This is a genomic window from Streptococcus sp. 714 (assembly GCF_013277115.1).
Classification (GTDB): Bacteria; Bacillota; Bacilli; order Lactobacillales; family Streptococcaceae; genus Streptococcus.
Genome location: NZ_VMMH01000006.1, coordinates 57310 through 83150 on the forward strand (window position 1 = coordinate 57310; position 25841 = coordinate 83150).

Genomic DNA, 25841 nt, shown 5'->3' on the forward strand with positions numbered 1-25841 from the left:
ATGAAAATCGGTGATAAGCTAAAGGGGCGTATTACAGGGATTCAGCCCTACGGTGCCTTTGTTGAACTAGAGACGGGTGATACGGGGCTGATTCACATTTCAGAGATTCGAACAGGATTTATTGAAAATATTCATGAAGCCCTGAAAGTCGATGAAGAGGTTCAAGTTCAGGTCGTAGATTTAGATGAATTTACAGGGAAAGCCAGTCTTTCTATCCGTACTTTGGAGGAAGAAAAGCACCAGTTTCCTAGACGGAGACGCTTTTCAAGCGACCGCTTTAACTACGGCTTTGCACCTCTCAAACGAATGATGCCAATTTGGACCAAGGAAGCCCTTCAACATTTGAAGAAGCAGAAGAATTAGTTAGAAATCTATATTCTTTGTAATGTTAATATAAATTTGCTATAATAGGACCATGGAAGAAGAACAATTATTAAAATCAGGAGAGCGCATTAACCAGCTCTTTTCGACAGATGTTAAAATCATTCAAAATAGAGAGGTTTTTAGCTATTCGGTGGATAGTGTTCTCTTGTCACGTTTTCCACGTTTTCCTAAAAAGGGTTTGATAGTGGATTTTTGCGCTGGAAATGGAGCAGTGGGGTTATTTGCTAGCACTCGGACTCAGGCACAGATTTTGGCTGTTGAGATTCAGGAGCGTTTGGCGGATATGGCTGAACGCTCTGTCCGTTTGAATTCTTTGGAAGAGCAGATGCAGGTCATCTGTGATGATTTGAAAAATATGCCTGCTTACATTCAGGGAAGTAAGGTGGATATGATTTTGTGTAATCCGCCCTATTTCAAGGTGGATCCTCATTCCAACTTGAACGAGAGTGAACATTATCTTTTGGCGCGCCATGAAATCACGACTAATTTGGAAGAAATCTGTCGTAGTGCCCAAAGTATTCTCAAGTCTAATGGACGGTTGGCTATGGTTCATCGTCCTGATCGACTTTTAGATATCTTGGATAGCTTACAACGGCATAATTTAGCCCCTAAGCGCCTGCAATTTGTCTATCCAAAAAGAGAAAAGGAAGCCAATATGCTCTTGATTGAAGCTATCAAGGATGGCTCAACGAGTGGTTTTAAGGTTTTACCACCTTTGATTGTCCACAATGATGATGGTTCCTATACGCCCGAACTTGAAGAGATTTATTATGGATCATAAGGCTTATATGTATGTGCTGGAGTGCTGTGATGGTTCCTATTATACCGGTTATACGACTGATGTGAGAAGACGCCTCGCTGTCCACAATAGTGGGAAGGGGGCCAAATATACACGAGCTCGCTTGCCGGTTAAACTCATCTATGCTCAAGGTTTTGCCAGTAAGGAAGAAGCCATGTCGGCAGAAGCTCTGCTCAAGCGTAAGAAGAGGCCACAGAAGGAAAGATTTTTATCTGAAAATCAAGATAGAAATTTACTCATACTCAATGAAAATCAAAGAGAAAACTAGGAAGCTAGCCGTAGGTTGCTCAAAGCACTGCTTTGAGGTTGCAGATAGAGCTGACGTGGTTTAAATTTGATTTTCGAAGAGTATCAGTTATTTTGAAGAATCGTGAGGAGTCCTTTGACTCCTCTTACTTTTGTCAAAAAGCGAAAAAAATGCTACAATAAAGAGAATAAACAAAATGAGGTATTATCATGTCTAAGATTCTAGTATTTGGTCACCAAAATCCAGACTCAGATGCCATCGGGTCATCTGTAGCCTTTGCCTACCTTGCAAAAGAAGCTTATGGTTTGGATACGGAAGCTGTTGCCCTTGGAACTCCAAATGAAGAAACAGCCTTTGTCTTGAACTATTTTGGTGTGGAAGCACCGCGTGTTATCACTTCTGCTAAAGCAGAAGGTGCAGAGCAAGTTATCTTGACTGACCACAATGAATTCCAACAATCTGTATCAGATATCGCTGAAGTAGAAGTTTATGGTGTTGTAGACCACCACCGTGTAGCTAACTTTGAAACTGCAAGCCCACTTTACATGCGTTTGGAACCAGTTGGATCAGCTTCGTCAATCGTTTACCGTATGTTCAAAGAACATGGTGTAGCTGTTCCTAAAGAAATTGCTGGTTTGATGCTTTCAGGTTTGATTTCAGATACTCTTCTTTTGAAATCACCAACAACACACCCAACAGATAAAGTCATTGCTCCAGAATTGGCTGAATTGGCTGGTGTCAACTTGGAAGAATATGGTTTGGCTATGTTGAAAGCTGGTACAAACTTGGCTAGCAAATCTGCTGAAGAATTGATTGACATTGATGCTAAGACATTTGAATTGAACGGAAATAATGTTCGTGTTGCTCAAGTAAACACAGTTGACATCGCTGAAGTATTGGAACGCCAAGCAGAAATCGAAGCTGCAATGCAAGCTGCCAACACAGCAAACGGCTACTCTGACTTTGTCTTGATGATTACAGATATCGTCAACTCAAACTCAGAAATCCTAGCACTTGGTGCTAATATGGATAAGGTTGAAGCGGCTTTCAACTTCAAACTTGAAAACAACCATGCCTTCCTTGCTGGTGCCGTTTCACGTAAGAAACAAGTGGTACCTCAATTGACTGAAAGCTTCAATGCTTAAGATTTTGGGTGCCAGTTCAAAATAGGAAAGCCTAGTTTGACTTATATCGAAAGGAGTTTTGGCTCCTTTTTTTCTAGGAGTGAAGCATGTTAGCAAATGGCGATTTGATACTCAATGAAAATCAAAGAGCAAACTAGGAAGCTAGCCGCAGGTTGCTCAAAACACAGTTTTTAGGTTGTAGATAAGACTGACGAAGTCAGTAACCATATCTACGGTAAGGCGACGCTGACGTGGTTTGAAGAGATTTTCGAAGAGTATGATTTTTGTGAGAGATGAGTCGGATATGGGACAGGCCATCAAGACTTTCACAGGCAACTATAGCTATGTAGCCATCTATTTGGATGAGATGATTTACCATGCTAGTGGACAGGCTGGTGTTATCTGTCAGGAACCAGCAGATTTCTTTGACCCCAATCATTTGTACGACCTCTATGTCTACTCAGAAATGGATATCCAGTCGGTGAAGGAGAGAGCTTGTAAGCATCTTGGAGCACCCTACAATGCTTCTTTCTATCCAGATGGAGTTGGTTTTTACCGTTCCCAGTATATAGCAGAAATCCTACCGATTTTTGAAACTATTCCTATGAAATTTGGAGATGGGACTCAGGAGATTAGTGATTTTTGGAGGGAGTATTATAGAGAACTAGGTTTGCCTGTGCCTCTAAACCAAGCTGGGACCAATCCTAGTCAGTTGGCAGCATCGCCTCTGTTAGAATGTAAAGAAAGGAATCTTTATGATTCAGATTTTTAATCCCTCTCGTTTGACGAGACAGACATTTTTTGGAGAATTGATCCGCTATCTGGACCAGAATGATGATGTGATTCTACGAGAAATCAAGGCCAAATTCCCAGATGTAGCAGTTGATAAACTCATCGAAGAATATATAAAGGCTGGCCTGATTTTACGGGAAAACAAGCGTTATTACCTCAATCTTCCTATGCTTGAGTCCCTTGATAGTCTTGAACTGGATCAAGAGATTTTTGTCAGAGAAGATAGTCCAGTCTATCAAGCCTTGTTGGATCAGAGTTTTGAGACGGAATTGCGAAATCAGACCAATGCAGCTATTTTAGTTGAAAAGACCGATTTTGCGCGAACAAAAATGACCCTGTCCAATTATTTCTACAAGGTCAAACAGCAGTATCCTTTGACAGAAAAACAGCAGGAACTCTATGACATTTTGGGAGATGTAAATCCTGAGTATGCTCTTAAATATATGACGACTTTTTTGTTGAAATTTCTCAAAAAAGACCAGCTTATGCAGAAACGCCGTGATATCTTTGTGGACAGTTTAGTTGTCCTAGGTTATATTGTCCAAAATGAAGATGGAAAGTATGAGTTGGCCGTCGATTTTGATAAGGAGAGATTAACTTTCTACTTGGCGTGATTTCTTGTTTCTGAGCACATTGTTTGACTTTCCTTAGTATTCGGTATAAACTATATGTAACCGGTAACACATATCGGAATAAACTAAAGGAGACAATCATATGTCACTTGAAAACAAATTGGAACAAGCAACAGGCGCTATCAAAGAAGGATTTGGTAAGGTTGCTGGGGATAGCAAGACTGAAGCAGAAGGCGCTGTAGAAAAGACAGTTGCTAAGGCAAAAGAAGTAGTTGAAGATGCTAAAGGTGCTGTAGAAGGTGCCGTTGAAGGCTTGAAAAACGCTTTTAAATAAAGATAGAAAAAATCAAGGGTTTCATTTCCCTTGATTTTTCTATCTTATAAATAATTTTCTGCGATGGCTGCATCTCCTGGATAGGCTTCTTTCTTGCCTTGGACGATTTGGTAGCAATCGGCTCCCTTACCTGCAATAATGACAGCATCTAATTCGTGATTTGTGATGGCCATTGCCGCCTTGATGGCTTCTTGGCGATCTGCAATCTTTTCAACAGGATGATTGATGTAGCTACTAATTTCATCCGCAATGGTCATCGGGTCCTCATAGTTGGGGTCATCAGCAGTCAAAAAGACTTGAATCTCAGAGTGTTGATTGAGGAGGAGTCCAAAGTCCTTACGACGACTTTCTCCCTTATTTCCTGTCGAACCCAGAACCAGAGCAATTTTTCCAGTTTGATGAGTTTCAACCACATTGATGAGTTTTTTCAGACTATCCCCATTATGGGCATAGTCGATGAAGACCTTGGCTCCATTTTTCTGGGTGAGGACTTCCATACGACCAGGAACTCGGGTTGAAGCGATTCCTTTTTTGATGTCCTCAAGACTAGCTCCGAGACGGAGGCAAGCAAGTCCAGCAGCAACTGCATTTTCTTGGTTGAAGTGGCCAATTAACTGGATGTCATAAACACCAGAGAGTTTACCTGTAGCTGAAAAGCTAAAGGCTTTGGAATTCTCGATTTGGTTATCAGACTGGCTACCGTAGAAATCATGGTCTTGATCTTCCACCTGTTCTTTTAGTACAGAGAAGTGGTCCATGTCACTGTTAATGATGACTGCTCGGCTATTTTCCATCAAGAGACGCTTGTGGTAGAAGTAGTCTTCAAAGCTAGGGTGTTCAATCGGGCCGATATGGTCTGGGCTGATATTGAGGAAAACTCCCACATCAAAGGTTAGACCATAGACACGTTTGACCAGATAGGCTTGACTGGAGACTTCCATGATGAGGTGGGTGCGGTCATTTTGCACAGCTTGATGCATCATGTCAAAGAGGTCGATGCTCTCAGGGGTTGTCAATGCAGACTTAAAGAAAGTCTTGCCATCTAGAGTTGTATTCATAGTCGAGAGCATAGCAGGTCGGTGCCCTTGAGATAAGATGTTGTAAGCGAAATAGGCTGCTGTTGTCTTACCCTTAGTACCAGTAAAGGCAAGGAGTTTGAGTTTTTCCTGTGGGTTTCCATAAAATTCCATAGCAATCAAACTCATGGCTTTCTTGATATCGCTGACGATAATGGCAGGAATACCAACTTCATAGTCCTTTTCAGCCACATACCAATCGAGACCTTGAGAGATTGCAGAAAGAAGAAATTCCTTTTTAAAGGCAGCACCTTTGACGAAAAAGAGGCTCTTCTCTTTAGCCTTGCGGCTGTCATAGCAGATGGTGTCAAAGACGACATCGCAATAGTTGTAGTGATAGTGTCCTTGGTCGATAATCTCACGGAAGAGACCATCTTTCTTTAAAATATCTAATACGGTTTCAATCTTAATCATACTTTCTATTGTAAACCGAAAGTCGTAAATTTACAAGTAACAAGGAAAAGTTTATAATGGAAGATAAGGAGTTTTTCCTAGTTATCAAAATTGAATGAGGAATCTATGTCGCACGAAAACAATCACCAGCAGGCCCAGATGTTACGGGGGACTGCTTGGTTAACGGCTAGTAACTTTATCAGTCGCCTACTTGGGGCTATTTATATTATCCCATGGTACATCTGGATGGGATCTTATGCGGCTACGGCCAATGGTCTCTTTACCATGGGCTACAATATCTATGCCTGGTTCTTACTGGTGTCAACAGCAGGTATTCCAGTTGCGGTGGCCAAGCAAGTTGCCAAGTATAATACCATGCGAGAAGAGGAGCATAGCTTTGCCCTGATTCGGAGCTTTTTAGGCTTTATGACAGGACTAGGTTTGGTTTTTGCTTTAATCTTGTATGTCTTTGCCCCTTGGCTAGCAGACTTATCTGGCGTGGGCAAAGACTTGATCCCAATCATGCAAAGCTTGGCTTGGGGAGTCTTGATTTTCCCATCTATGAGTGTCATTCGAGGATTTTTCCAAGGGATGAATAACCTGAAACCTTATGCCATGAGCCAAATCGCTGAGCAGGTCATTCGGGTTATCTGGATGCTCTTAGCAACCTTTATCATTATGAAGATCGGTTCAGGAGATTACCTAGCAGCTGTTACCCAATCCACCTTTGCGGCCTTTGTCGGCATGGTAGCCAGTTTTGCAGTCTTGGTTTATTTCCTTGCCAAAGAAGGATTACTCAAAAGAGTCCTTGAAACAGGAGATAAGATTAATAGTAAGCGTCTTTTGGCCGATACCATTAAGGAAGCCATTCCTTTTATCTTGACTGGTTCGGCTATTCAGCTTTTCCAAATCTTGGACCAAAATACCTTTATCAATAGCATGAAGTGGTTTACCAACTATAGTAATGAAGACTTAATTGTCATGTTTTCTTATTTCTCTGCCAATCCTAATAAAATCACCATGATTCTCATTTCTGTTGGGGTTTCGATTGGGAGTGTCGGTTTGCCGCTTTTGACTGAAAACTATGTCAAGGGGGACTTGAAGGCGGCTTCTCGTCTGGTTCAGGACAGCATTACCATGCTTTTCTTATTCCTGCTACCAGCAACGGTTGGAGTGGTTATGGTAGGGGAACCTCTTTATACAGTCTTCTATGGCAAGCCAGATAGTTTGGCTATGGGCTTGTTTGTCTTTGCGGTTTTGCAGTCTACTATTTTAGGCTTGTACATGGTCTTGTCTCCAATGCTTCAGGCCATGTTCCACAATCGCAAGGCAGTTCTCTATTTTATCTATGGTTCCATTGCCAAGCTAGTCTTGCAACTTCCAACAATCGCTCTCTTCCACAGTTACGGACCCTTGATTTCCACTACAATCGGACTCATCATTCCTAATGTTTTGATGTATCGTGACATATGTAAGGTAACAGGTGTTAAGCGCAAGGTGATTTTGAAGCGAACCATTTTAATCAGTTTGTTAACTCTTTTCATGTTTCTAGTAGTTGGGACATTACAGTGGATTTTAGGATTTGTCTTCCAACCAAGTGGACGTTTGTGGAGTTTCCTATACGTAGCCCTTGTTGGTGCCATGGGTGGCGGTGTTTATGGATTCTTGAGTCTTCGTACCCATTTGTTGGATAAGGTGATTGGAAAAGCCCAAGCAGATCGCTTACGAATCAAATTAAAAATTTCTCAATAAATTTTTATAAATAAAGGGAATAATTTGAACGTTTCTATCAAGGAATGATTAAATTATTCTCTTTTTTATTATTTTGTAGAATAATTTCTATAGTTTGTAGATGGAATAATTAATTTTTTCAAAAAAACTATTGACTAAATAAAACACGAGTTGTATAATAAGACAAATATTTAAATCAGGAGGTTCTGGAGATAAAAAAGTCTAAGGCCAAGTATGCAACACTTGCGGGTGTCGTGTTAAGTGCAGGTATTTTGTTAAGTGCCTGTGGAAATTCTAGCACAGCGTCAAAAACATATAACTATGTTTATGTAAGTGACCCATCAAGTTTGAACTACCTAGCAGAAAACCGTGCAACAACTAATGATATTGTGACCAATCTGGTAGATGGGCTCATGGAAAATGACCAATATGGAAACTATGTCCCATCTTTGGCAGAGGATTGGAGTGTTTCTCAAGACGGTTTGACCTATACCTACAAACTGCGTAAAGATGCTAAATGGTATACTGCAGATGGAGATGAATATGCTCCTGTCACTGCCCAAGATTTTGTCACTGGTTTGAAATATGCGGCTGATAAAAAATCAGAAGCCTTGTACTTAGTGCAAGAATCCGTAGCAGGTTTGGATGATTACATTAACGGTAAAACAAGCGACTTTTCAACTGTCGGAGTTAAGGCTCTTGATGACCAAACCGTTCAATATACTTTGACACGACCAGAATCTTACTGGAACTCAAAAACAACATCAACTATTCTATTCCCAGTCAATGCAGATTTCTTGAAATCAAAAGGGGATGATTTTGGGAAGGTAGACCCATCTAGCATTTTGTACAATGGACCGTTCTTGATGAAATCCTTTGTTTCAAAATCGGTCATCGAGTTCAAGAAAAATCCTAACTACTGGGATGCTAAAAATGTCTTTGTAGATGATGTGAAATTGGCTTATTATGATGGTAGTGACCAAGATGCACTGGCTCGTAACTATGTAGAGGGGGCATATAGTTACGCTCGTCTCTATCCAAATAGTTCAAGTTTTGAAGGGATTAAAGAGAAGAATAAGGATAATATCATCTATAGCTTGCAAGATGCTACTTCTTACTTCTTAAACTTTAACCTAGATAGAAAATCTTATAAATTCACTTCCAAGACAAGTGATGCTGAAAAGAAATCGACTCAGGAAGCAGTTCTTAATAAGAATTTCCGTCAAGCCATTAATTTTGCCTATGACCGTACGTCTTACGGGGCTCAATCTCAAGGAGAAGATGGGGCAACTAAGATTTTGAGAAACCTAGTCGTTCCTCCAAACTTCGTAAGTATCAACGGAAAAGACTTTGGTGAAGTAGTTGCGTCTAAAATGGTCAACTATGGTAAGGAATGGCAAGGAATCAACTTTGCGGATGCCCAGGATCCATACTACAATGCTGAAAAAGCCAAAGCCAAATTTGCTGAAGCTAAGAAAGAACTCCAAGCCAAAGGAGTCCAATTCCCTATCCACTTGGACATGACAGTTGACCAAGCTGCTAAAAAGGGTGTCCAAGAGGCAAACTCTATGAAGCAATCTATTGAAGCAGCTTTAGGTGCAGAGAACGTTGTAATTGATATTCAACAACTCACTACTGAAGATTATGACAATACAAGCTATTTAGCTCAGACCGCAGCTCAGAAGGATTATGATCTTTACAACGGTGGTTGGGGTCCTGATTACCAAGATCCTTCAACCTACCTTGATGTCTTAAACATTAATTCTGGTGGTTTGTTGCAAAATCTAGGTTTAGAGCCAGGTGAAGCCAATGACAAGGCCAAGGCTGTTAGATTGGATGTCTACACTCAAATGTTGGAGGAAGCTAATAAGGAACAAGATCTTGTAAAACGCTATGAAAAGTATGCTGAGATCCAAGCGTGGTTGGTAGATAGCGCTTTAGCGATTCCAAATGTTTCTAAGGGCGGAACACCGGTATTGAGAAAAACAGTTCCTTTCTCAGAACCATATTCATTAGCTGGTAATAAAGGTATCGAATCATATAAATATCTCAAAGTACAAGATAAAACAGTCACAAAAGATGAATATGAAAAAGCCAAAGAAAAATGGTTGAAAGAAAAAGAAGAATCTAATAAAAAAGCCCAAGAAGAATTAGCAAAACATGTAAAATAAGATGTACAACAGGAAAAACGATAGTTTCTCAGGAAGCTGTCGTTTTTTATATAGTTTGAAACTATAACTAGCTCTTGAAAAGAAGAAAATGAGTTGATGAAAATAAGTGGTACAATAGTTACTATAGATTTGGAGGAATTGTATGAGCAAGGAATTACACATTAACACAATTTTGGCCCAGGCGGGTATTAAGTCAGATGAAGCGACAGGAGCCTTGGTGACACCGCTTCATTTTTCAACGACCTATCAACATCCAGAGTTTGGTCAATCTACTGGTTTTGACTATACGCGTACCAAAAACCCAACTCGCAGTAAGGCGGAAGAAGTCTTGGCAGCTATTGAGTCAGCAGACTATGCTCTAGCGACTAGCTCAGGGATGTCAGCAATTGTACTGGCCTTTAGCGTCTTTCCAGTAGGAAGTAAGGTCTTGGCTGTCCGTGACCTTTACGGTGGTTCTTTCCGCTGGTTCAACCAAGTGGAGCAGGAAGGCCGTTTCCATTTTACCTATGCCAATACAGAAGAAGAGTTGATTACGGAGTTAGAAAAAGATGTGGATGTTCTCTATATCGAAACACCAACCAACCCTTTGATGTTGGAATTTGACATAGAAAAACTGGCAAAACTGGCTCACGCCAAGGGTGCCAAAGTGGTGGTGGACAATACCTTCTACAGCCCTATCTACCAACGTCCGATTGAAGATGGAGCCGATATCGTTCTGCATTCAGCAACCAAGTATCTAGCAGGTCACAATGATGTCTTGGCTGGAGTGGTTGTGACCAATAGTTTAGAACTATACGAGAAACTCTTTTACAATCTCAATACGACAGGAGCAGTCTTGTCTCCATTTGACAGTTATCAATTGATTCGTGGTCTCAAGACCTTGTCTCTTCGTATGGAGCGCTCAACAGCCAATGCCCAAGAAGTGGTTGCATTTTTGAAGAATTCTCCAGTAGTTAAGGAAGTTCTCTACACTGGTCGTGGGGGTATGATTTCCTTTAAAGTAGCGGATGCAACACGCATTCCGCATATCTTGAATAGCCTCAAGGTCTTCTCTTTTGCGGAAAGTTTGGGTGGGGTAGAAAGTCTCATTACTTATCCAACGACGCAAACTCACGCTGATATTCCAGCAGAAGTGCGCCATTCTTATGGTTTGACAGATGACCTCTTGCGCTTGTCAATTGGGATTGAAGATGCTAGAGATTTGATTGCAGATTTGCGCCAAGCCTTGGAAGGGTAAGAAAAAGATGGGAAAATATGATTTTACAAGCCTGCCCAATCGTTTAGGGCACCATACCTATAAATGGAAAGAAGCAGAAACGGATAGTAAAGTCCTACCAGCTTGGATAGCGGATATGGACTTTGTGGTTTTGCCTGAAATCCGCCAAGCTGTGCAGACTTACGCAGACCAACTGGTTTATGGCTACACTTATGCCAGTGAAGAGTTGATTAAGGAAGTTCAAAAGTGGGAAGCCACACAACACGGTTACCACTTTGACAAAGAGGCTCTTGTCTTTATCGAGGGTGTAGTACCAGCCATCTCAACAGCCATTCAAGCCTTTACAAAAGAAGGCGAAGCGGTTCTGATTAACACACCTGTCTATCCACCTTTTGCTCGCAGTGTCAAGCTGAACAACCGTAGATTGATTACCAATTCTTTGGTGGAAAAGGATGGACTGTTTGAGATTGACTTTGTCCAACTGGAGAAGGATTTGGTAGAAGAGGATGTCAAACTCTATATCCTCTGCAACCCTCATAATCCTGGTGGACGTGTGTGGGAAAAGGAAGTGTTGGAGAAGATTGGCCAACTTTGTCAAAAACACGGTGTTTTCTTGGTTTCTGATGAGATTCACCAAGATTTGGCCCTCTTTGGTCACATGCATCGTTCCTTCAATACCATCAACCCTGACTTTAAAGAATTTGCTATCGTCTTGACTAGTGCCACTAAAACCTTTAACATTGCTGGGACAAAAAATTCCTATGCAGTCATTGAAAATTCTAAGTTGAGAGTGGCTTATCAGAAACGCCAGTTGGCCAATAATCAGCATGAAATTTCAGGTCTGGGTTATTTGGCGACAGAAGCTGCCTATCGTTATGGGAAGGATTGGTTAGAGGAGCTTAAGCAAGTCTTTGAAGATCATATCAATTATGTGGTCGGTCTATTTGGAAAAGAGACTAAAATCAAGGTCATGAAACCTCAAGGAACCTACTTGATTTGGCTTGATTTTTCAGCTTATGACCTGACTGATGAAAAATTACAAGAGCTGTTGAGAAATGAAGCCAAGGTTATCCTAAACCGTGGTTTGGATTTTGGGGAGGAAGGAAGTCTCCATGCCCGCCTCAATGTAGCCATGCCTAAATCCCTGCTGCAAGAAGTTTGTCAGAGGATTGTGACAACTTTTGCTAAACTTTAAAAATCCAGCCTTCTAGGAGAAAAGTCTTCCTAGGAGGCTATTTTCGTAGGGAATATGGTATAATGAAAAGATAAGGTACAGGTAAAAATATGGCTAAATTGATTCCCGGGAAAATCCGTATCGAAGGCGTTGCCCTTTATGAAACTGGTAAAGTTGATATCATCAAGGAAAAGAATAATCGGCTCTACGCTCGCGTTGCAGAAGAAGAACTGCGCTATAGTTTAGAGGATGATTTGGTTTTTTGTGCTTGCGATTTTTTCCAAAAGAGGGGTTACTGTGTGCATTTGGCAGCGTTGGAGCATTTTCTAAAAAATGATGAGCGTGGTCAGGAAATCTTGCAGAGTCTGGAAGATGGTCATGAGAAAAAAGAAGCCGTTGAAACCAAGGTGACCTTGGGTGGCAAGTTTTTGGATCGAATCTTGTCTCCAAAATCAGACCGAACCTATGAATTATCGGCTGTGGGGCAGGTGGAAGCAGGAACCAATCATATCTTGTGGACCCTGAGAATCGGGCAAGTCAATAGTCAAAAATACTATGTCATTCGGGATATTCTACTCTTTTTAAAAGTTGTCGAGCAGAGAAAGTCGTATATGATTGGCAAGGTCTATGAGGAGTCCTTGTCTTGGGAATCCTTTGATGAGGCTAGCCAAGAGCTTTTGACTTTCTTGCGTGGACTGATGGAGGAAGGACAGGCTCCAGCCCTCTTTTTCCAAAATCAAGGTCGGCACCTCTTTTTCCCTCTGACCTTTTTTGAGCAGGGTGTGAATTTACTGATGACCTTGCCCCATTTTCAATTTGACCATCAAGTGGATAGTTATCAGGTTTTCTTTTTTCAGGATATGCATGCTGATGCTAATTTATTTGCCTTTACAGTAACAGAATACTCGGATTATTTTGAAATGGAAATCAGCGAGAGCCCCAGGGTCAATGTCTTTTATCAGGGAGCTGTGCTTTTCCATAAAGGTCAGGTTTATTTTCTAACAGACCAGCAGATGCGTCTTCTCAAGGAAATCAAAGCGCTGCCTTTGGATCAGCATGGAAAGAAATACTTGCAATTTGATAGTAGTGATCGAGATAAGTTGGCTTCTTGTTTAACTCTTTTTAGCCAAATGGGGACCGTTTCAGCTCCAGAACGCTTACAAATCAAAACTTTTGCGCCCTCTTTTTACTTTGATAGGGAAGAGGATAATCGGATTCGTTTAGAAATTCAATTTGATTATGGAAATAGGCAGGTATCTAGCAGACAAGAGCTAGAAGAATTACCATTTTCGAGTGATGCTGATTTAGAAGAAAGAGTTTTCCAAGTCTGTTTGGCAGCTGGTTTTGAAGCAGATTTTCAATCTTGGCGTCAGGCCCTAAAAGCGGAGTCTGTTTATCATTTCTTCCATGAAATCGTTCCAATCTTTGAAAAACTCGGGAATGTTGACCTATCAGACAAGTTAGAAGAACTCTATAGCTTAGTGAGTCCCCAAGTGCAGATTGCTTCCAAGGGAGGTCTCTTGGAAATCCAGTTTGATTTTCAAGATATTGCCCAAGAGGAAATTGACCAAGCCATGCAGGCTTTGGTTGATAATCGAGATTTTTATATTGATTCCTCCAATCAAGTCTACTTTTTCGATGACGAAACCAAGAAAATTCGCCAAAATCTACAGGAACTAGCACAGTTTGAATTAAAAGATGGGACCTTGCAGGCTCGGAAATCTTTGGCTTATAGCTTAGCTCATCTTTTTGAAGGGCGTGACCGTGTTTCTTTTTCACAGGAATTCCAGAATCTGGCTCATGATTTGACGCATCCAGAGGACTTCCCTCGACAGGCAACTCAGGTTAAGGCTGATTTACGAGATTATCAGGAAAAGGGAATCGGCTGGCTGCAAATGCTCCATCATTATGGTTTTGGTGGGATTTTGGCTGATGATATGGGACTTGGTAAAACCCTGCAGACCATTGCTTTCTTGACCAGTCAAGTGACAAAAGAAAGTCGGGTCTTGATTTTAGCTCCATCTGGTTTGATTTACAACTGGGCAGATGAATTTAAGAAATTTGCCCCACAGTTTGATGTGGCTGTTGTGCATGGTCTGAAAACTAGTCGTGAGGAGATTCTTGCTGAGAGGCATCAAATCTATGTGACGAGTTATGCTACTTTCCGTCAGGACAGTGATCTTTATCAGGGGATGGCCTTTGACTTCCTTTTCTTAGATGAGGCTCAGGTCATGAAAAATGCCCAGACTAAGATCGCTCAGACCTTGAGACAATTTGTGGTGCCGTCGGTCTTTGCCTTGTCAGGAACTCCGATTGAAAACCATCTAGGTGAGCTGTGGTCTATTTTCCAAATCGTCATGCCAGGACTCTTGCCAAGCAAGAAAGAATTTATGAAATTGCCAGCTGAGCGCGTGGCTCAGTTTATTAAGCCTTTCGTGATGCGACGCAAGAAAGATGAAGTTCTGACTGAATTGCCAGACTTGATTGAAGTGGTTTATAAGAATGAACTGGAAGACCAGCAAAAGGCTATCTACCTAGCCCAGTTACAACAGATGCGAGACCGTTTAGCTCAGGTGTCAGATCAGGAATTTCAGCGTAGTCGAGTGGAAATCTTGTCTGGTCTGATGCGCTTGCGTCAAATCTGTGATACGCCTGCCCTCTTTATGGAAGATTATCAGGGAGCTAGCGGCAAACTAGATAGTCTCCGAGACCTGCTGGTCCAGGTGGCAGACGGCGGACACCGTGTCTTGATTTTCTCTCAGTTCAAGGGAATGTTGGAAAAAATTGAACAAGAACTGCCAGACTTGGGCTTGACTTCCTTTAAAATTACAGGTTCGACCCCAGCCAAGGAAAGACAAGACATGACCAAGGCCTTTAACCAAGGGGAACGAGATGCCTTTTTGATTTCCCTCAAGGCAGGTGGGGTCGGTCTGAACCTGACAGGTGCTGATACGGTTATTTTGGTTGACCTTTGGTGGAATCCTGCGGTGGAAGCGCAAGCCATTGGCCGTGCCCATCGGATGGGACAAGAGGAAATGGTTGAGGTCTATCGCTTGGTAACTAAAGGAACTATCGAAGAAAAAATTCAGGAACTACAAGAACAAAAGAAACATCTGGTGTCACAAGTATTGGACGGAACAGAGTCACGTGGCAGTCTGACCCTAGCAGAAATTAGAGAAATTTTGGGAATTTCTGAAGTCAGCACTTGAAAAATCAAGACAATACGCTATAATGAAGTGTTGAAAGGAAATAGAAAATGAAACAAGAACGATTTCCATTGGTGTCAGATGACGAGGTCATGCTGACTGAGATGCCAGTCATGAACTTGTACGATGAGTCTGATCTGATCAGTAATATCAAGGGTGAGTATCGAGATAAAAATTATTTAGAATGGGCTCCTATTGCTGAAGAAACACCAGTAAAACCGATTGAAAAGCAAGTAGAGAAAACTAAAAAGTCTCCTTTAGGGGTAAAAAAAGAAGGAAAGAGCTATGCAGAGGTGGCGCGTGAAGAAGCGCGCGCAGACTTGAAAAAGAAACGCTCGGCAAGCTATCTTACTAAGGACATCACTCCTACAAGACGCCATTCTCAGCCAAGTCTAGTTAGAAAGGGCAATCAACCTACTGCGCCTTTCCAAAAGGAAAATCCTGGTGAATTTGTCAAATATAGCCAAAAATTGACCCAGTCTCATTACATCTTGGCGGAAGAAGTGAGCAATATTTCGACTCAATCTGAGCCAAAAGAAACTTCAGGTCCAAAGAAAAATAATTATGATTTTCTGAAGAAGAGCCAAATCTACAATAAAAAGAATCAACAAAAAGAACAAGAACGTCAGGTTGCTCAAGAGTTGAATCTGACCAGAATTACAGAATAGGGGAGAAAACATGTCAAAGACATATCATTTTATCGGAATTAAGGGATCAGGGATGAGTGCCTTGGCCTTGATGTTGCACCAAATGGGGCACAAGGTACAGGGATCAGATGTTGAAAAGTACTACTTTACTCAACGTGGTCTTGAGCAGGCAGGAATTACTATTCTTCCCTTTGATGAAAAGAATCTAGACGGTGATATGGAAATTATCGCTGGAAATGCCTTTCGTCCAGATAACAACGTCGAAATTGCCTATGCAGACCAAAATGGTATCAGCTACAAACGTTACCATGAATTTCTAGGTAGCTTTATGCGTGACTTTGTTAGCATGGGAGTAGCTGGAGCGCATGGAAAAACTTCAACGACAGGTATGTTGTCTCATGTCTTGTCTCACATCACAGACACTAGCTTCTTGATCGGGGATGGGACAGGTCGTGGTTCGGCCAATGCCAAATATTTTGTCTTTGAATCTGACGAATATGAACGCCACTTTATGCCTTACCACCCAGAATACTCTATTATTACCAACATTGACTTTGACCATCCAGACTATTTCACAAGTCTCGAGGATGTTTTCAATGCCTTTAACGACTATGCCAAACAAATTACCAAGGGTCTTTTTGTCTATGGTGAAGATGCAGAATTGCGTAAAATTACGTCTGATGCACCAATTTATTATTATGGTTTTGAAGCAGCAGGTAATGACTTTGTAGCTAGTGAGCTTCTTCGTTCAACAACTGGTTCAACCTTCACCGTTCACTTCCGTGGACAAGAATTGGGTCAATTCCACATCCCAACCTTTGGTCGTCACAATATCATGAATGCGACAGCCGTTATTGGTCTTCTTTACACAGCAGGATTTGATTTGAACTTGGTGCGTGAGCACTTGAAAACATTTGCCGGTGTTAAGCGTCGTTTCACTGAGAAAATTGTCAATGACACAGTGATTATCGATGACTTTGCCCACCATCCAACAGAAATTATTGCGACCTTGGATGCGGCTCGTCAGAAATACCCAAGCAAGGAAATTGTAGCAGTCTTCCAACCGCATACTTTTACAAGAACCATCGCCTTGTTGGACGAATTTGCTCACGCTTTGAACCAAGCGGATGCTGTTTACCTAGCGCAAATTTATGGGTCAGCTCGTGAAGTAGATCATGGTGATGTTAAGGTAGAAGACCTAGCCCAAAAAATCAACAAAAAACACCAAGTCATCACTGTTGAAAATGTTTCTCCACTCCTTGACCATGACAATGCTGTCTATGTCTTTATGGGAGCAGGAGATATCCAAACCTATGAATATTCATTTGAACGTCTCTTGTCTAACTTGACAAGCAATGTTCAGTAGGATATTCTTATGGAAATTCCAATTAAGATCATTCAGGCAAGTGATGCTGATTTGGCTGAGATGGAGGCACTTCAGGCTTCATCTTTTCCAGCTGAAAAGCAGCAACCTTCCCATATCTTAGAAGAAAGTATCCGTAAGTCTGCGGATACCTTTCTTCTAGCTAGGGATGAAAATCAGCTACTGGGCTACGTTCTAGGAAGTCCTCATCCCCACAATCCGCAATGTCTAGAAATTCGTTTTTTAGTCATCGAGGCTGACCATCAGAGACAGGGCTTGGGAACGCTTCTTCTTGCGGCTTTGAAAGATGTGGCAGTTGAGCTGGATTACAAAGCTATTCGTTTGAAGAGTCCGGATGAGTTGCTTTCCTATTTTGAAATGAACGGTTTTATTGATGAAGAAGAGACAGATTCGCTTTATGCAGCTAGTCAAGGTTTTAGTATGATTTGGTTTAATCTCTTTTTTTAGGAGGCACAATGGAAATTAGGAAAGCAAGATTAGAAGATTTGGATCGTATCGTTGAGATTGAACTAGAAAATTTTTCGATCGAAGAAGCCATTCCTCGCTCTGTTTTTGAAGCACATTTGCGAGAAATTCAGACCTCTTTTCTGGTTGCAGAAAAAGAGGGTAAGATTATTGGGTATATAGAAGGACCAGTTGGCCCCCAACGCCATCTGCAAGACCAGTCTTTTACAGAAGAGATAGAAGATTATAGTCATGAGCCTGGTGGCTATATCTCTGTGACCTGTCTGTCTATTGCCAAGGAAGCACAGGGCCTTGGATTTGGTCAGAAACTACTAACAGCCTTGAAAGAACTGGCTCTTGAACACGAAAGAGAAGGTATTAACCTAACCTGTCATGACTATCTTATCGCCTACTACGAAAAGCATGGATTTGTCAATGAAGGTCTGTCCCAGTCAACCTTTGCAGGGGAAACATGGTATGATATGATTTGGGAAGCTAAAAAATAAGCCAGAAAAGCTTGCTAGGTTGCTTTTCTTTCGTTTTTAAGATATAATATTATGGATTGTCAACGAGGAGGATAAACTTTTGAGTGAAAAATCAAGAGAAGACGAAAAATTAAGCTTTAAAGAGCAGATTTTACGTGATTTAGAACGAGTTAAAAAACATGAAGAAGATCAGGAAGAAGTTAATTTAGCTTCAATAAAACCCCAACTTTCTTCAAAAAATGATCAGTCAATAGAAGATTTGATGGAAGATTCTCTATCAGCTGTAGAGGATATTATGAGAAACGCTCCTACTGTGCCGACTCACCCCAGCCAAGATTTACCAGCTTCTCCAGCAGATGAGATAACAAGAGAAACTCTTACTGTTCCAAGCCATCCAAGTCAAGATGTTCCTTCTTCTCCAGCAGAAGAGGCTGCAAGACAAGCTCCACTTACTCCTAGTCACCCGAGTCAAGAAGGACCTTCTACTCCATCAGCGGAAGGAGTATCAAGACCAACTCCAGGACCTGTTAGTCCTAGAAACGTAGAGAAGGAATTTAATGAAATTCCAACAAGGGTAGCTGTTTCTTATAAGACAGAAGGTCAGAGAGAGGTAAAAAGAGAAGTTCCTACTTCAAAACCAGTAGTGGAAAAGAAAGCTGTAGAAGAAATGCCTGCAACTCCACGTCGTAGCCGTCGTGAGACAGTTCAGCCTACTAAGAAGAAAAAATCAGGATTCAAGGCCTTCTTTATTTCTCTGCTGATTTTCCTAGGTTTGATTTCAGCAGGTGGTTACTTCGGTTATCAGTATGTTCAGTCGTCTTTGAAGCCTGTGGATGCTTCATCTAAACAATATGTGACAGTGCAAATCCCAGAAGGAGCTAATGTTCAAACAATTGGTTCAACTCTTGAAAAGTCTGGCTTGATTAAACACGGAGTGATTTTTGCTTTTTATGCGAAATATAAAAATTATTCAGATTTGAAATCTGGCTATTACAATTTGCAAAAGAGCATGAGTACAGAAGACATTATCCACGAACTACAAAAAGGTGGAACGGCTGAAGCTCAAGAACCTGCGCTTGCGAATTTAACAATTCCAGAAGGTTATACGATTGATCAAATTGCACAAGCAGTAGGTCAATTGCAAGGTGAATTCAAAGAGCCTTTGACAGCTGATGCCTTTCTGGCAAAAGTTCAAGATGAGAACTTTATCAGCCAAGAAGTTGCCAAATATCCTAGTCTACTTGAAAGCTTGCCAACGAAAGAAAGTGGAGTTCGTTATCGTTTAGAAGGTTTCCTCTTCCCAGCGACTTACTCTATCAAGGAAAGTACAACGATTGAAAGTTTGATTGATGAGATGCTGGCAGCTATGGACAAGACTTTGGCGCCTCATTATAGTGCAATCAAGTCTAAAAATTTGACAGTCAATGAATTGCTAACAATTGCGTCACTTGTTGAAAAAGAAGGTGCTAAGACTGAAGATCGTAAGTTGATTGCAGGTGTCTTCTACAATCGCTTGAATCTTGGTATGCCACTTCAAAGCAATATTGCCATCTTGTATGCCCAAGGAAAACTTGGTCAGAAGATTAGTCTTGCTGATGATGCTGGAATTGATACGACAATTAATTCACCGTATAATGTTTATACGAAAGCTGGTTTGATGCCAGGTCCAGTAGATAGTCCAAGCTTGGATGCCATCGAGGCAAGTATTAATCAGACTAAGAGTGATAACTTATACTTTGTAGCTAATGTTACAGATGGTAAGGTCTATTATGCTACTACTCAGGAGGAGCATGATCGTAATGTCGCTGAACATGTCAACAGCAAATTAAACCAAACAAACTAAAATTATGTGATGATTCACATAATTTTCTTTAGAGAATATCATTAGAAGAAAGTTGAGAAAAATGGCAGAAAAAACATATCCTATGACCCTTGAGGAAAAGGAAAAACTTGAAAAAGAATTAGAAGAATTGAAATTGGTTCGCCGTCCAGAAGTGGTAGAACGCATTAAGATTGCCCGTTCATACGGTGACCTTTCTGAAAACAGTGAATACGAAGCAGCTAAGGATGAACAAGCCTTTGTCGAAGGACAAATCTCTAGCTTGGAAACAAAAATTCGCTATGCTGAAATTGTCAATAGCGACTCAGTTGCTCAAGATGAAGTAGCGATTGGTAAAACAGTCACTATCCAAGAAATTGGTGAGGACGAAGAAGAAGTTTATATTATCGTAGGTTCAGCGGGTGCGGATGCCTTTGCAGGTAAGGTTTCAAATGAAAGCCCAATTGGACAAGCCTTGATTGGCAAGAAAACAGGTGATACAGCAACCATTGAAACACCTGTTGGTAGCTATGATGTAAAAATCTTAAAGGTTGAAAAAACAGCCTAAAAACAAAAAAAGGAGTGGGGAGGCGATGCGCTTCACTCACTCCTTTTTCCATTTTAAATTGAATTGGAGACGTTATGAGTTCAAAGAAGAAAAAAAATAAGATGGAGCGTGGTCTGACTAATCGTCACGTGCAGGTTATGGCCATTGCTGGAACAATCGGAACAGGGCTCTTTTTGGGAGCAGGTCGCTCTATCAGCCTAACAGGTCCTTCCATTGTACTGATTTATATGATTACTGGGGCTTTTATGTTCCTCATGATGCGTGCGGTTGGGGAAATGCTCTACCAAGACCCTGAGCAACACACCTTTATCAACTTTATCACGCGCCATTTGGGTAAGGGCTGGGGATATTTTTCAGTCTGGTCTTACTGGCTATCCGTTGTCTTTATCGGTATGGCGGAAATCACAGCTATCGCTCACTATGTTCAGTTCTGGTTCCCTAGCTGGCCAAGTTGGATGATTGAGATTGGATTTTTGACCATTCTAGCCTTGGTCAATTTGATTGCGGTGAAACTCTTTGGGGAAGTTGAATTTTGGTTTGCTATGGTCAAGATTGTGGCTATTTTAGCTATGATTGCTACAGGGGTCTTTATGGTCTTGACAGGATTTAAGACACCTCATGGAGTAGCAAGTTTAGCTAATATCGCCGACAATTTCTCCCTCTTCCCTAATGGTGGAGTGAACTTTGTTATGGCCTTCCAGATGGTTTTCTTTGCCTATCTTATGATTGAGTTTATCGGGGTAACAACTTCTGAAACCAAAAATCCACGCCAGGTCTTGCCAAAAGCCGTTAAGGAAATTCCTTTGCGTATCGCCTTTTTCTATGGAGGTGCTCTATTAGCCATTATGGCTATCATTCCTTGGCGTGAACTTGCATCGGCTGATTCTCCCTTTGTAACAGTATTTGAATTGGCAGGTATCAATTGGGCAGCGGCCTTAATTAACTTCGTCGTTTTGACGTCAGCAGCATCTGCTCTTAACTCAACCCTTTATTCAACAGGTCGTCATTTGTATCAGATTGCCCATGATTCGCCAAATCGCTTCCTAAAAGCAATTAAGGCAGATACTCTTTCTCGCCACAATGTGCCACAAAATGCTATCATCGCTTCAGCAATCTTAATTGCTCTTGCTGCCTTTATCAATGTCTTACCAGGAGTTTCGGATGCCTTTGCCTTGATTACGGCATCCTCATCAGGTGTCTATATCGCTATCTATATCTTGATTATGGTGGCTCACCTTAAATATCGCAAGTCACCAGACTTTATGGCAGATGGCTACCTCATGCCCCATTATCGTTTCCTAAATCCCTTAACTATGCTTTTCTTTGCCTTTGTTTTTGTAACCCTCTTTTTACAAGAGTCTACATTTGTAGGAGCAATCGGCTCAGCTATCTGGATTATCGGTTTCGGGATTTATAGCCAGTGGAAATTTAGAAAATAGATTTGAAACTCATCAACTTAGCTTGGTGGGTTTTTCTTTAGAATCAAGTCAAAAAGCACCAGAGTCTAAAGTGACTTTGGTGCTTTAAAGTTGTATACATTTTGTTGCTTACTACTGTTGATAGTTATTCTTCATCTTCTTTAGGGAATGGAATACCAGTTTTATTCAGTCGTTGAACTTCTTGGATAAAGTCATTTTTCCAAGTATACATATGTGATAGTGGGAAAAGGTCGTTCTGGGCATCAATGTAATGAAGAAGACTATGAGCTCGTTCAATAGCCTTAGGGTTATTTTGTCGAAGTAGATTGTAAACTTCATATATGTTTAAATTAAATAGGGGTAATATTGTATATTCATTATAGAATTCTTCAGATATTATGATCTTCAACTTATAGATGAGCTTTTCTGCTTTATCGTAGTATCCATAGCGAGAATATGTTTTAATTAAATGGATTCCAGTTGCAGCATATCTGCGAGAAAGATGCTCAGTTATATACTTAGAATCTTCCAATCCTTTCATAATTATCTTTTCGAGATATTCAAGGAATTCTAACTCAAAACATTTAACCTTAAATAATAAAATAATTTCAATAACAGCAAAATCACGAATATAAAGAGTATTAATACTAAATATATAGTTGATTAAGTAATTAAGAGCTTCTACTTGATCAGGAGTCAATTTATCTATTTTAAATCCTTTTTCAAGATTTAAAATGGCTAATTTTACTGTGTAATACTCTAAGATATTTTCCCACTCACTTTTCTTTCCTAGTATTTGCCTAGCTTTCATTAGATCTCTTTTATTTAATGCATTTGCTATTTGTTTTATTCTTTGAGCTCCATCATCTTGAATAGGAAACAATTCTGTAAAGTCTTCTGGATCTAAATTAAATCTGCTCAAAATTTCAAAAAAAGTATCGACTTTGATAGAAGATAATCCTTTTTCAAAGCGACTGAGGTTATTGGGAGTAATGACATCTCCAGCAGCCTCTTTGAGGGTCATATTACGATCTTGACGGATTTTTTGAATGATTTCTCCATAGTGTTTCGGTTCCATGATAGTCTCCTTAGTCTTGATTTATTTTATTATAACTTAAATTTCTACAATTTTGAAAAAATCTACTGTTTTTAGTAGATTTTTGTTTAAAACTCAAGATAAGGAATAAAATTATACTGTTTTAAATAGAAAGTTCCAAAAAGGGGATTATTTACTGTATAATCAAGTCAATCAAAAGTAAAGGAGATAAGGATGAAAAAGTCCCTAATTATGACAACTGCTACAGTGGCTGGTTTAGGAGTAGTAACAACTACTCAAACAGTATTTGCTAGTGAAGCGCCAACTGAAAACACGGTCAACGCTATTACAAACAATAAGGTCACAGACAAAGACTTATCTAATGCTGAGAAACGTGTCATTGACACCGCTAAAGATGCTGACCAGAAAAGCAAAGATGCTAGTCAAGCTAAAGATGAGCTCAATAAGGCTCAAAACGAAAAAAATACCAAAAAAGCTGAAAAAGAAGCGCTTGAAAAAGACCTTGAAAAGGCAAAGGAAGCTACACCAGAAAAAATCCAAACGGAAACCCAAGATGTCGACACGAAAGAAAAAGCTAAAGCCGACAAAGAAGCTGATGCCAAGAATAAGGCCGACCAAGTTGGTAATAAGTCTGATAACGCTAAGCGTGCCCAAGAAGAGCTCAACAAGGCTCGTACAGGTGTTGAAAAGGCTGATAGAGAGTTAAAAGACGCGACAGATGACTTTGACCCAGCGGCGAAAAATAAAGCTCAAAAAGAAAAAGATGACGCTGATAAAGACGTACTTATGAAAGACCAAGCTAAACGCAACGCAGAAGCCGAACTTGAAAAAGCAAAAGAAAACGACAAAACGCGTGAAGCTAAAAAAATACAAGAACGACAAAACAAAGCCAACAAAGAAGCCGAAAAGACCGTAAAAGAGGGTCTCGTAAAAGATGCGGATAAGGCGATTAAGGATGCTGAAGAAAAACTAAAATCCGCTCAATATCCAACAGAGGTCACTGCGACACCAGAATGGATTGCCAAAGCTAAAGAGCTTATCAAACGTCGTATGGATACATTCCCAGAGCCATCTCCTGACACCACAGGTATGACGGCAGACCAAATCAAAAAAGCGTATGACGAAAGGAACGCTCGATTCAAAGAGTGGTTGAAAACTAATCGTAACGATATTCAACGACTTGAAAACGAGTTGCGTAAGCTTGACCAAAAAACAAACGAAAAATGGCGAGACAACATCCGTAATATCAGGAATAATGGAATCCAAGACGACACAGATGACGTCCAATATGACCCCAACAACCTACCTCAAGATGTTGTTGATGACCTAAATAACCATTTTATTACTCTTTTAAACAGTCTTCGCAAGCAATTAGACTTACCTGAAGCTAAACTCAACACAAACAACAAAGACTTCGCCAAAGAAGTCGCAAAAGTCTACAAAGACAATGACTATCAAGGTTACGGACATTTTGGAAGAGGTATCAATGAGGTGGCTCGAAAACGAGGTCTCAAAGCATCTGCAAATCCGGGTGTTGATACATACAGCCAATATTATGAAAACCTCATGCCTATTCCAATGAACACAGATAAAATGTCAAGACAAGAATTACTCTCGAAGATCACTGAGACATTCATGTCATTCTTTGCAGAAGGTTACTTGACAGGTCATTATCTCCATTTTTATAGTTTGCTCCAAGTTGACAACTTGGGATTAAACACATCACTTATCAAAGACAAGGATCTCAATTTATTATATTATTTCCGTATACATGTATTATCAGTTGGCGGGCCTAATTATATAGACAGCACTGATTCAACAGCACAAAAAGCTAAGTTCAATGAACTCTACGGACCAAACTCTAAAGCCAATCTTCCAACTCCAATTCTACAAAACAAACAAGAAGTAGAAGCTGAATTACAAAAAGCTAAAGCGGACAAGAAAACAGCCGAGGCTAACTTAGAAAAAGTGAAAACAGAGCTTCAAGAAATTGAGAAACGCATCGCATCCCTCGAAAAAGAAGTTTCTGAAACACTAGATAAAGAAGCGAAACGTGCTGAAGCGGTCAAAGAGTTGGAAAAAGCCAAAGAAAAAGCAGAAGATGCTGGTCGAAAGCTAGAAAGAGCAACACTTGACGACAAAGCCAAGTCATTACGTCTGGATAAAGCTCGCAGGGCCAAAGAAGACGCGGACAAAGAATTAGCTAAGAAATTGGCAGAAAGTCAACAAAAAGACAAAGATTTGGAAAATGCTAAGATTGAGCGTTTGAAGGCTGACAAAGAGTTAAAAGACGCTAAAGATGCACTTCAAAAAGCAAAAGAAAAGTTGGCAGAAACACTTCGTTTGAGCCAAGAAAAAGCCAAATTGGAAGTTGAATTGAAAGCTAAGTCAAAAGAGTTGGATGAACTTTGCAAACACGTAGCCGACTTGAAACGCGATGTGAAACAAAAAGAAGAAGACGCAGAACAAGCGCGTAAAGCCAGAGACGAAGCGGAACGCGATTATCAAAAACTTCTCCTTCGTAAGACAATCGACGACGCTCTTATTCCAGAACAGCCGGCATTTAAAGGTGGTGTGAATGGTGAAGGTTTAATCCAACCGGAACTACCAGCCTTTCCGCTTGATAAATTGCCGACGGTAGAACAACCAAAAGTTGATGAGCCTAAGAATGAGAAACCAAGCAAAGAACCAGGCAAAGAACCAGGCAAAGAACCAGGCAAAGAACCAGGTAAAGAGCCAGGCAAAGAACCAGGCAAAGAGCCAGGCAAAGAACCAGGTAAAGAACCAGGCAAAGAACCAG

22 protein-coding genes are annotated in these 25841 nt (G+C 40.7%); 20 read left to right on the forward strand and 2 right to left on the reverse strand.

Going from position 1 to position 25841, the window contains the following annotated elements; genetic code table 11:
- The 7 genes from HT718_RS02240 to HT718_RS02270 all read left to right on the forward strand — a co-directional run bounded on the left by HT718_RS02240 (position 1) and on the right by HT718_RS02270 (position 4252).
- Positions 1–363, forward strand: coding sequence for a S1 RNA-binding domain-containing protein (locus HT718_RS02240; protein WP_023943268.1), 363 nt, complete (start codon positions 1–3; stop codon positions 361–363).
- 52 nt (positions 364–415) lie between these two features.
- On the forward strand, positions 416–1165 hold the full coding sequence (locus HT718_RS02245; RefSeq protein WP_173266996.1) for a tRNA1(Val) (adenine(37)-N6)-methyltransferase: 750 nt from the start codon (positions 416–418) through the stop codon (positions 1163–1165).
- Entirely contained in the window at positions 1155–1451 is a 297-nt protein-coding gene (locus HT718_RS02250) for a GIY-YIG nuclease family protein (RefSeq protein ID WP_173266998.1), read from the forward strand. Before HT718_RS02245 ends, HT718_RS02250 begins: the two co-directional genes overlap by 11 nt.
- Positions 1452–1639: 188 nt before the next feature.
- Positions 1640–2575, forward strand: coding sequence for a manganese-dependent inorganic pyrophosphatase (locus HT718_RS02255; RefSeq protein ID WP_075232195.1), 936 nt, complete (start codon positions 1640–1642; stop codon positions 2573–2575).
- 256 nt (positions 2576–2831) lie between these two features.
- The gene (locus HT718_RS02260) at positions 2832–3326 is read left to right on the forward strand and encodes a UDP-N-acetylmuramoylalanyl-D-glutamate--2,6-diaminopimelate ligase (protein ID WP_173267000.1); all 495 of its coding nucleotides are present in this window, start codon (positions 2832–2834) and stop codon (positions 3324–3326) included.
- Positions 3310–3960, forward strand: coding sequence for a DUF1803 domain-containing protein (locus tag HT718_RS02265; RefSeq protein WP_173267002.1), 651 nt, complete (start codon positions 3310–3312; stop codon positions 3958–3960). The genes HT718_RS02260 and HT718_RS02265 overlap by 17 nt, the downstream gene beginning before the upstream one ends.
- Before the next feature lie 100 nt (positions 3961–4060).
- Complete coding sequence (locus HT718_RS02270) at positions 4061–4252, forward strand: CsbD family protein (RefSeq protein ID WP_173267004.1); 192 nt, start codon at positions 4061–4063, stop codon at positions 4250–4252.
- 44 nt (positions 4253–4296) lie between these two features.
- On the opposite strand, the gene HT718_RS02275 is transcribed toward HT718_RS02270, so the two are convergent.
- Positions 4297–5742 carry a UDP-N-acetylmuramoyl-L-alanyl-D-glutamate--L-lysine ligase gene (locus HT718_RS02275; protein WP_173267005.1) on the reverse strand — a complete coding sequence of 482 codons (1446 nt, stop codon included), beginning with the start codon at positions 5740–5742 and terminating at the stop codon, positions 4297–4299.
- A gap of 105 nt (positions 5743–5847) precedes the next feature.
- Here HT718_RS02275 and HT718_RS02280 point away from each other — a divergent pair, with 105 nt between their 5' ends.
- The 12 genes from HT718_RS02280 (at position 5848) to HT718_RS02335 (ending at position 22005) form a co-directional block, all read left to right on the forward strand.
- Positions 5848–7473: a polysaccharide biosynthesis protein gene (locus HT718_RS02280; protein ID WP_173267007.1), complete on the forward strand. Its 1626-nt coding sequence runs from the start codon at positions 5848–5850 to the stop codon at positions 7471–7473.
- Positions 7474–7664: 191 nt separating this feature from the next.
- On the forward strand, positions 7665–9623 hold the full coding sequence (locus tag HT718_RS02285) for an ABC transporter substrate-binding protein (RefSeq protein ID WP_173267028.1): 1959 nt from the start codon (positions 7665–7667) through the stop codon (positions 9621–9623).
- 142 nt (positions 9624–9765) lie between these two features.
- On the forward strand, positions 9766–10860 hold the full coding sequence (locus HT718_RS02290; protein ID WP_173267008.1) for a cystathionine gamma-synthase: 1095 nt from the start codon (positions 9766–9768) through the stop codon (positions 10858–10860).
- Positions 10861–10867: 7 nt separating this feature from the next.
- Entirely contained in the window at positions 10868–12034 is a 1167-nt protein-coding gene (locus HT718_RS02295; RefSeq protein ID WP_173267010.1) for a MalY/PatB family protein, read from the forward strand.
- 89 nt (positions 12035–12123) lie between these two features.
- Entirely contained in the window at positions 12124–15222 is a 3099-nt protein-coding gene (locus HT718_RS02300; protein ID WP_173267012.1) for a DEAD/DEAH box helicase, read from the forward strand.
- Between the two features lie 47 nt (positions 15223–15269).
- The gene (locus HT718_RS02305) at positions 15270–15887 is read left to right on the forward strand and encodes a cystathionine gamma-synthase (protein WP_173267014.1); all 618 of its coding nucleotides are present in this window, start codon (positions 15270–15272) and stop codon (positions 15885–15887) included.
- A gap of 10 nt (positions 15888–15897) precedes the next feature.
- Entirely contained in the window at positions 15898–17232 is a 1335-nt protein-coding gene (gene murC / locus HT718_RS02310) for a UDP-N-acetylmuramate--L-alanine ligase (protein ID WP_173267016.1), read from the forward strand.
- A gap of 9 nt (positions 17233–17241) precedes the next feature.
- Positions 17242–17697: a GNAT family N-acetyltransferase gene (locus HT718_RS02315; RefSeq protein WP_173267017.1), complete on the forward strand. Its 456-nt coding sequence runs from the start codon at positions 17242–17244 to the stop codon at positions 17695–17697.
- A gap of 8 nt (positions 17698–17705) precedes the next feature.
- Positions 17706–18200 carry an N-acetyltransferase gene (locus HT718_RS02320; RefSeq protein ID WP_173267019.1) on the forward strand — a complete coding sequence of 165 codons (495 nt, stop codon included), beginning with the start codon at positions 17706–17708 and terminating at the stop codon, positions 18198–18200.
- Between the two features lie 79 nt (positions 18201–18279).
- Complete coding sequence (gene mltG, locus HT718_RS02325; protein ID WP_173267021.1) at positions 18280–20022, forward strand: endolytic transglycosylase MltG; 1743 nt, start codon at positions 18280–18282, stop codon at positions 20020–20022.
- A 61-nt stretch (positions 20023–20083) separates the two neighbouring features.
- Positions 20084–20566, forward strand: a complete 483-nt coding sequence (gene greA, locus HT718_RS02330; protein ID WP_000818768.1) for a transcription elongation factor GreA — start codon at positions 20084–20086, stop codon at positions 20564–20566.
- A 74-nt stretch (positions 20567–20640) separates the two neighbouring features.
- Entirely contained in the window at positions 20641–22005 is a 1365-nt protein-coding gene (locus HT718_RS02335; RefSeq protein ID WP_173267023.1) for an amino acid permease, read from the forward strand.
- Positions 22006–22129: 124 nt separating this feature from the next.
- Here the strand turns inward: HT718_RS02335 and HT718_RS02340 are convergent, their stop codons facing one another.
- Complete coding sequence (locus HT718_RS02340) at positions 22130–23062, reverse strand: helix-turn-helix transcriptional regulator (protein WP_173267025.1); 933 nt, start codon at positions 23060–23062, stop codon at positions 22130–22132.
- Positions 23063–23254: 192 nt separating this feature from the next.
- Between HT718_RS02340 and HT718_RS02345 the strand changes: the two genes are divergently transcribed.
- Positions 23255–25841, forward strand: a 2587-nt coding sequence (locus HT718_RS02345; protein ID WP_173267026.1) for an SEC10/PgrA surface exclusion domain-containing protein, incomplete at its 3' end; no start/stop codon positions are given.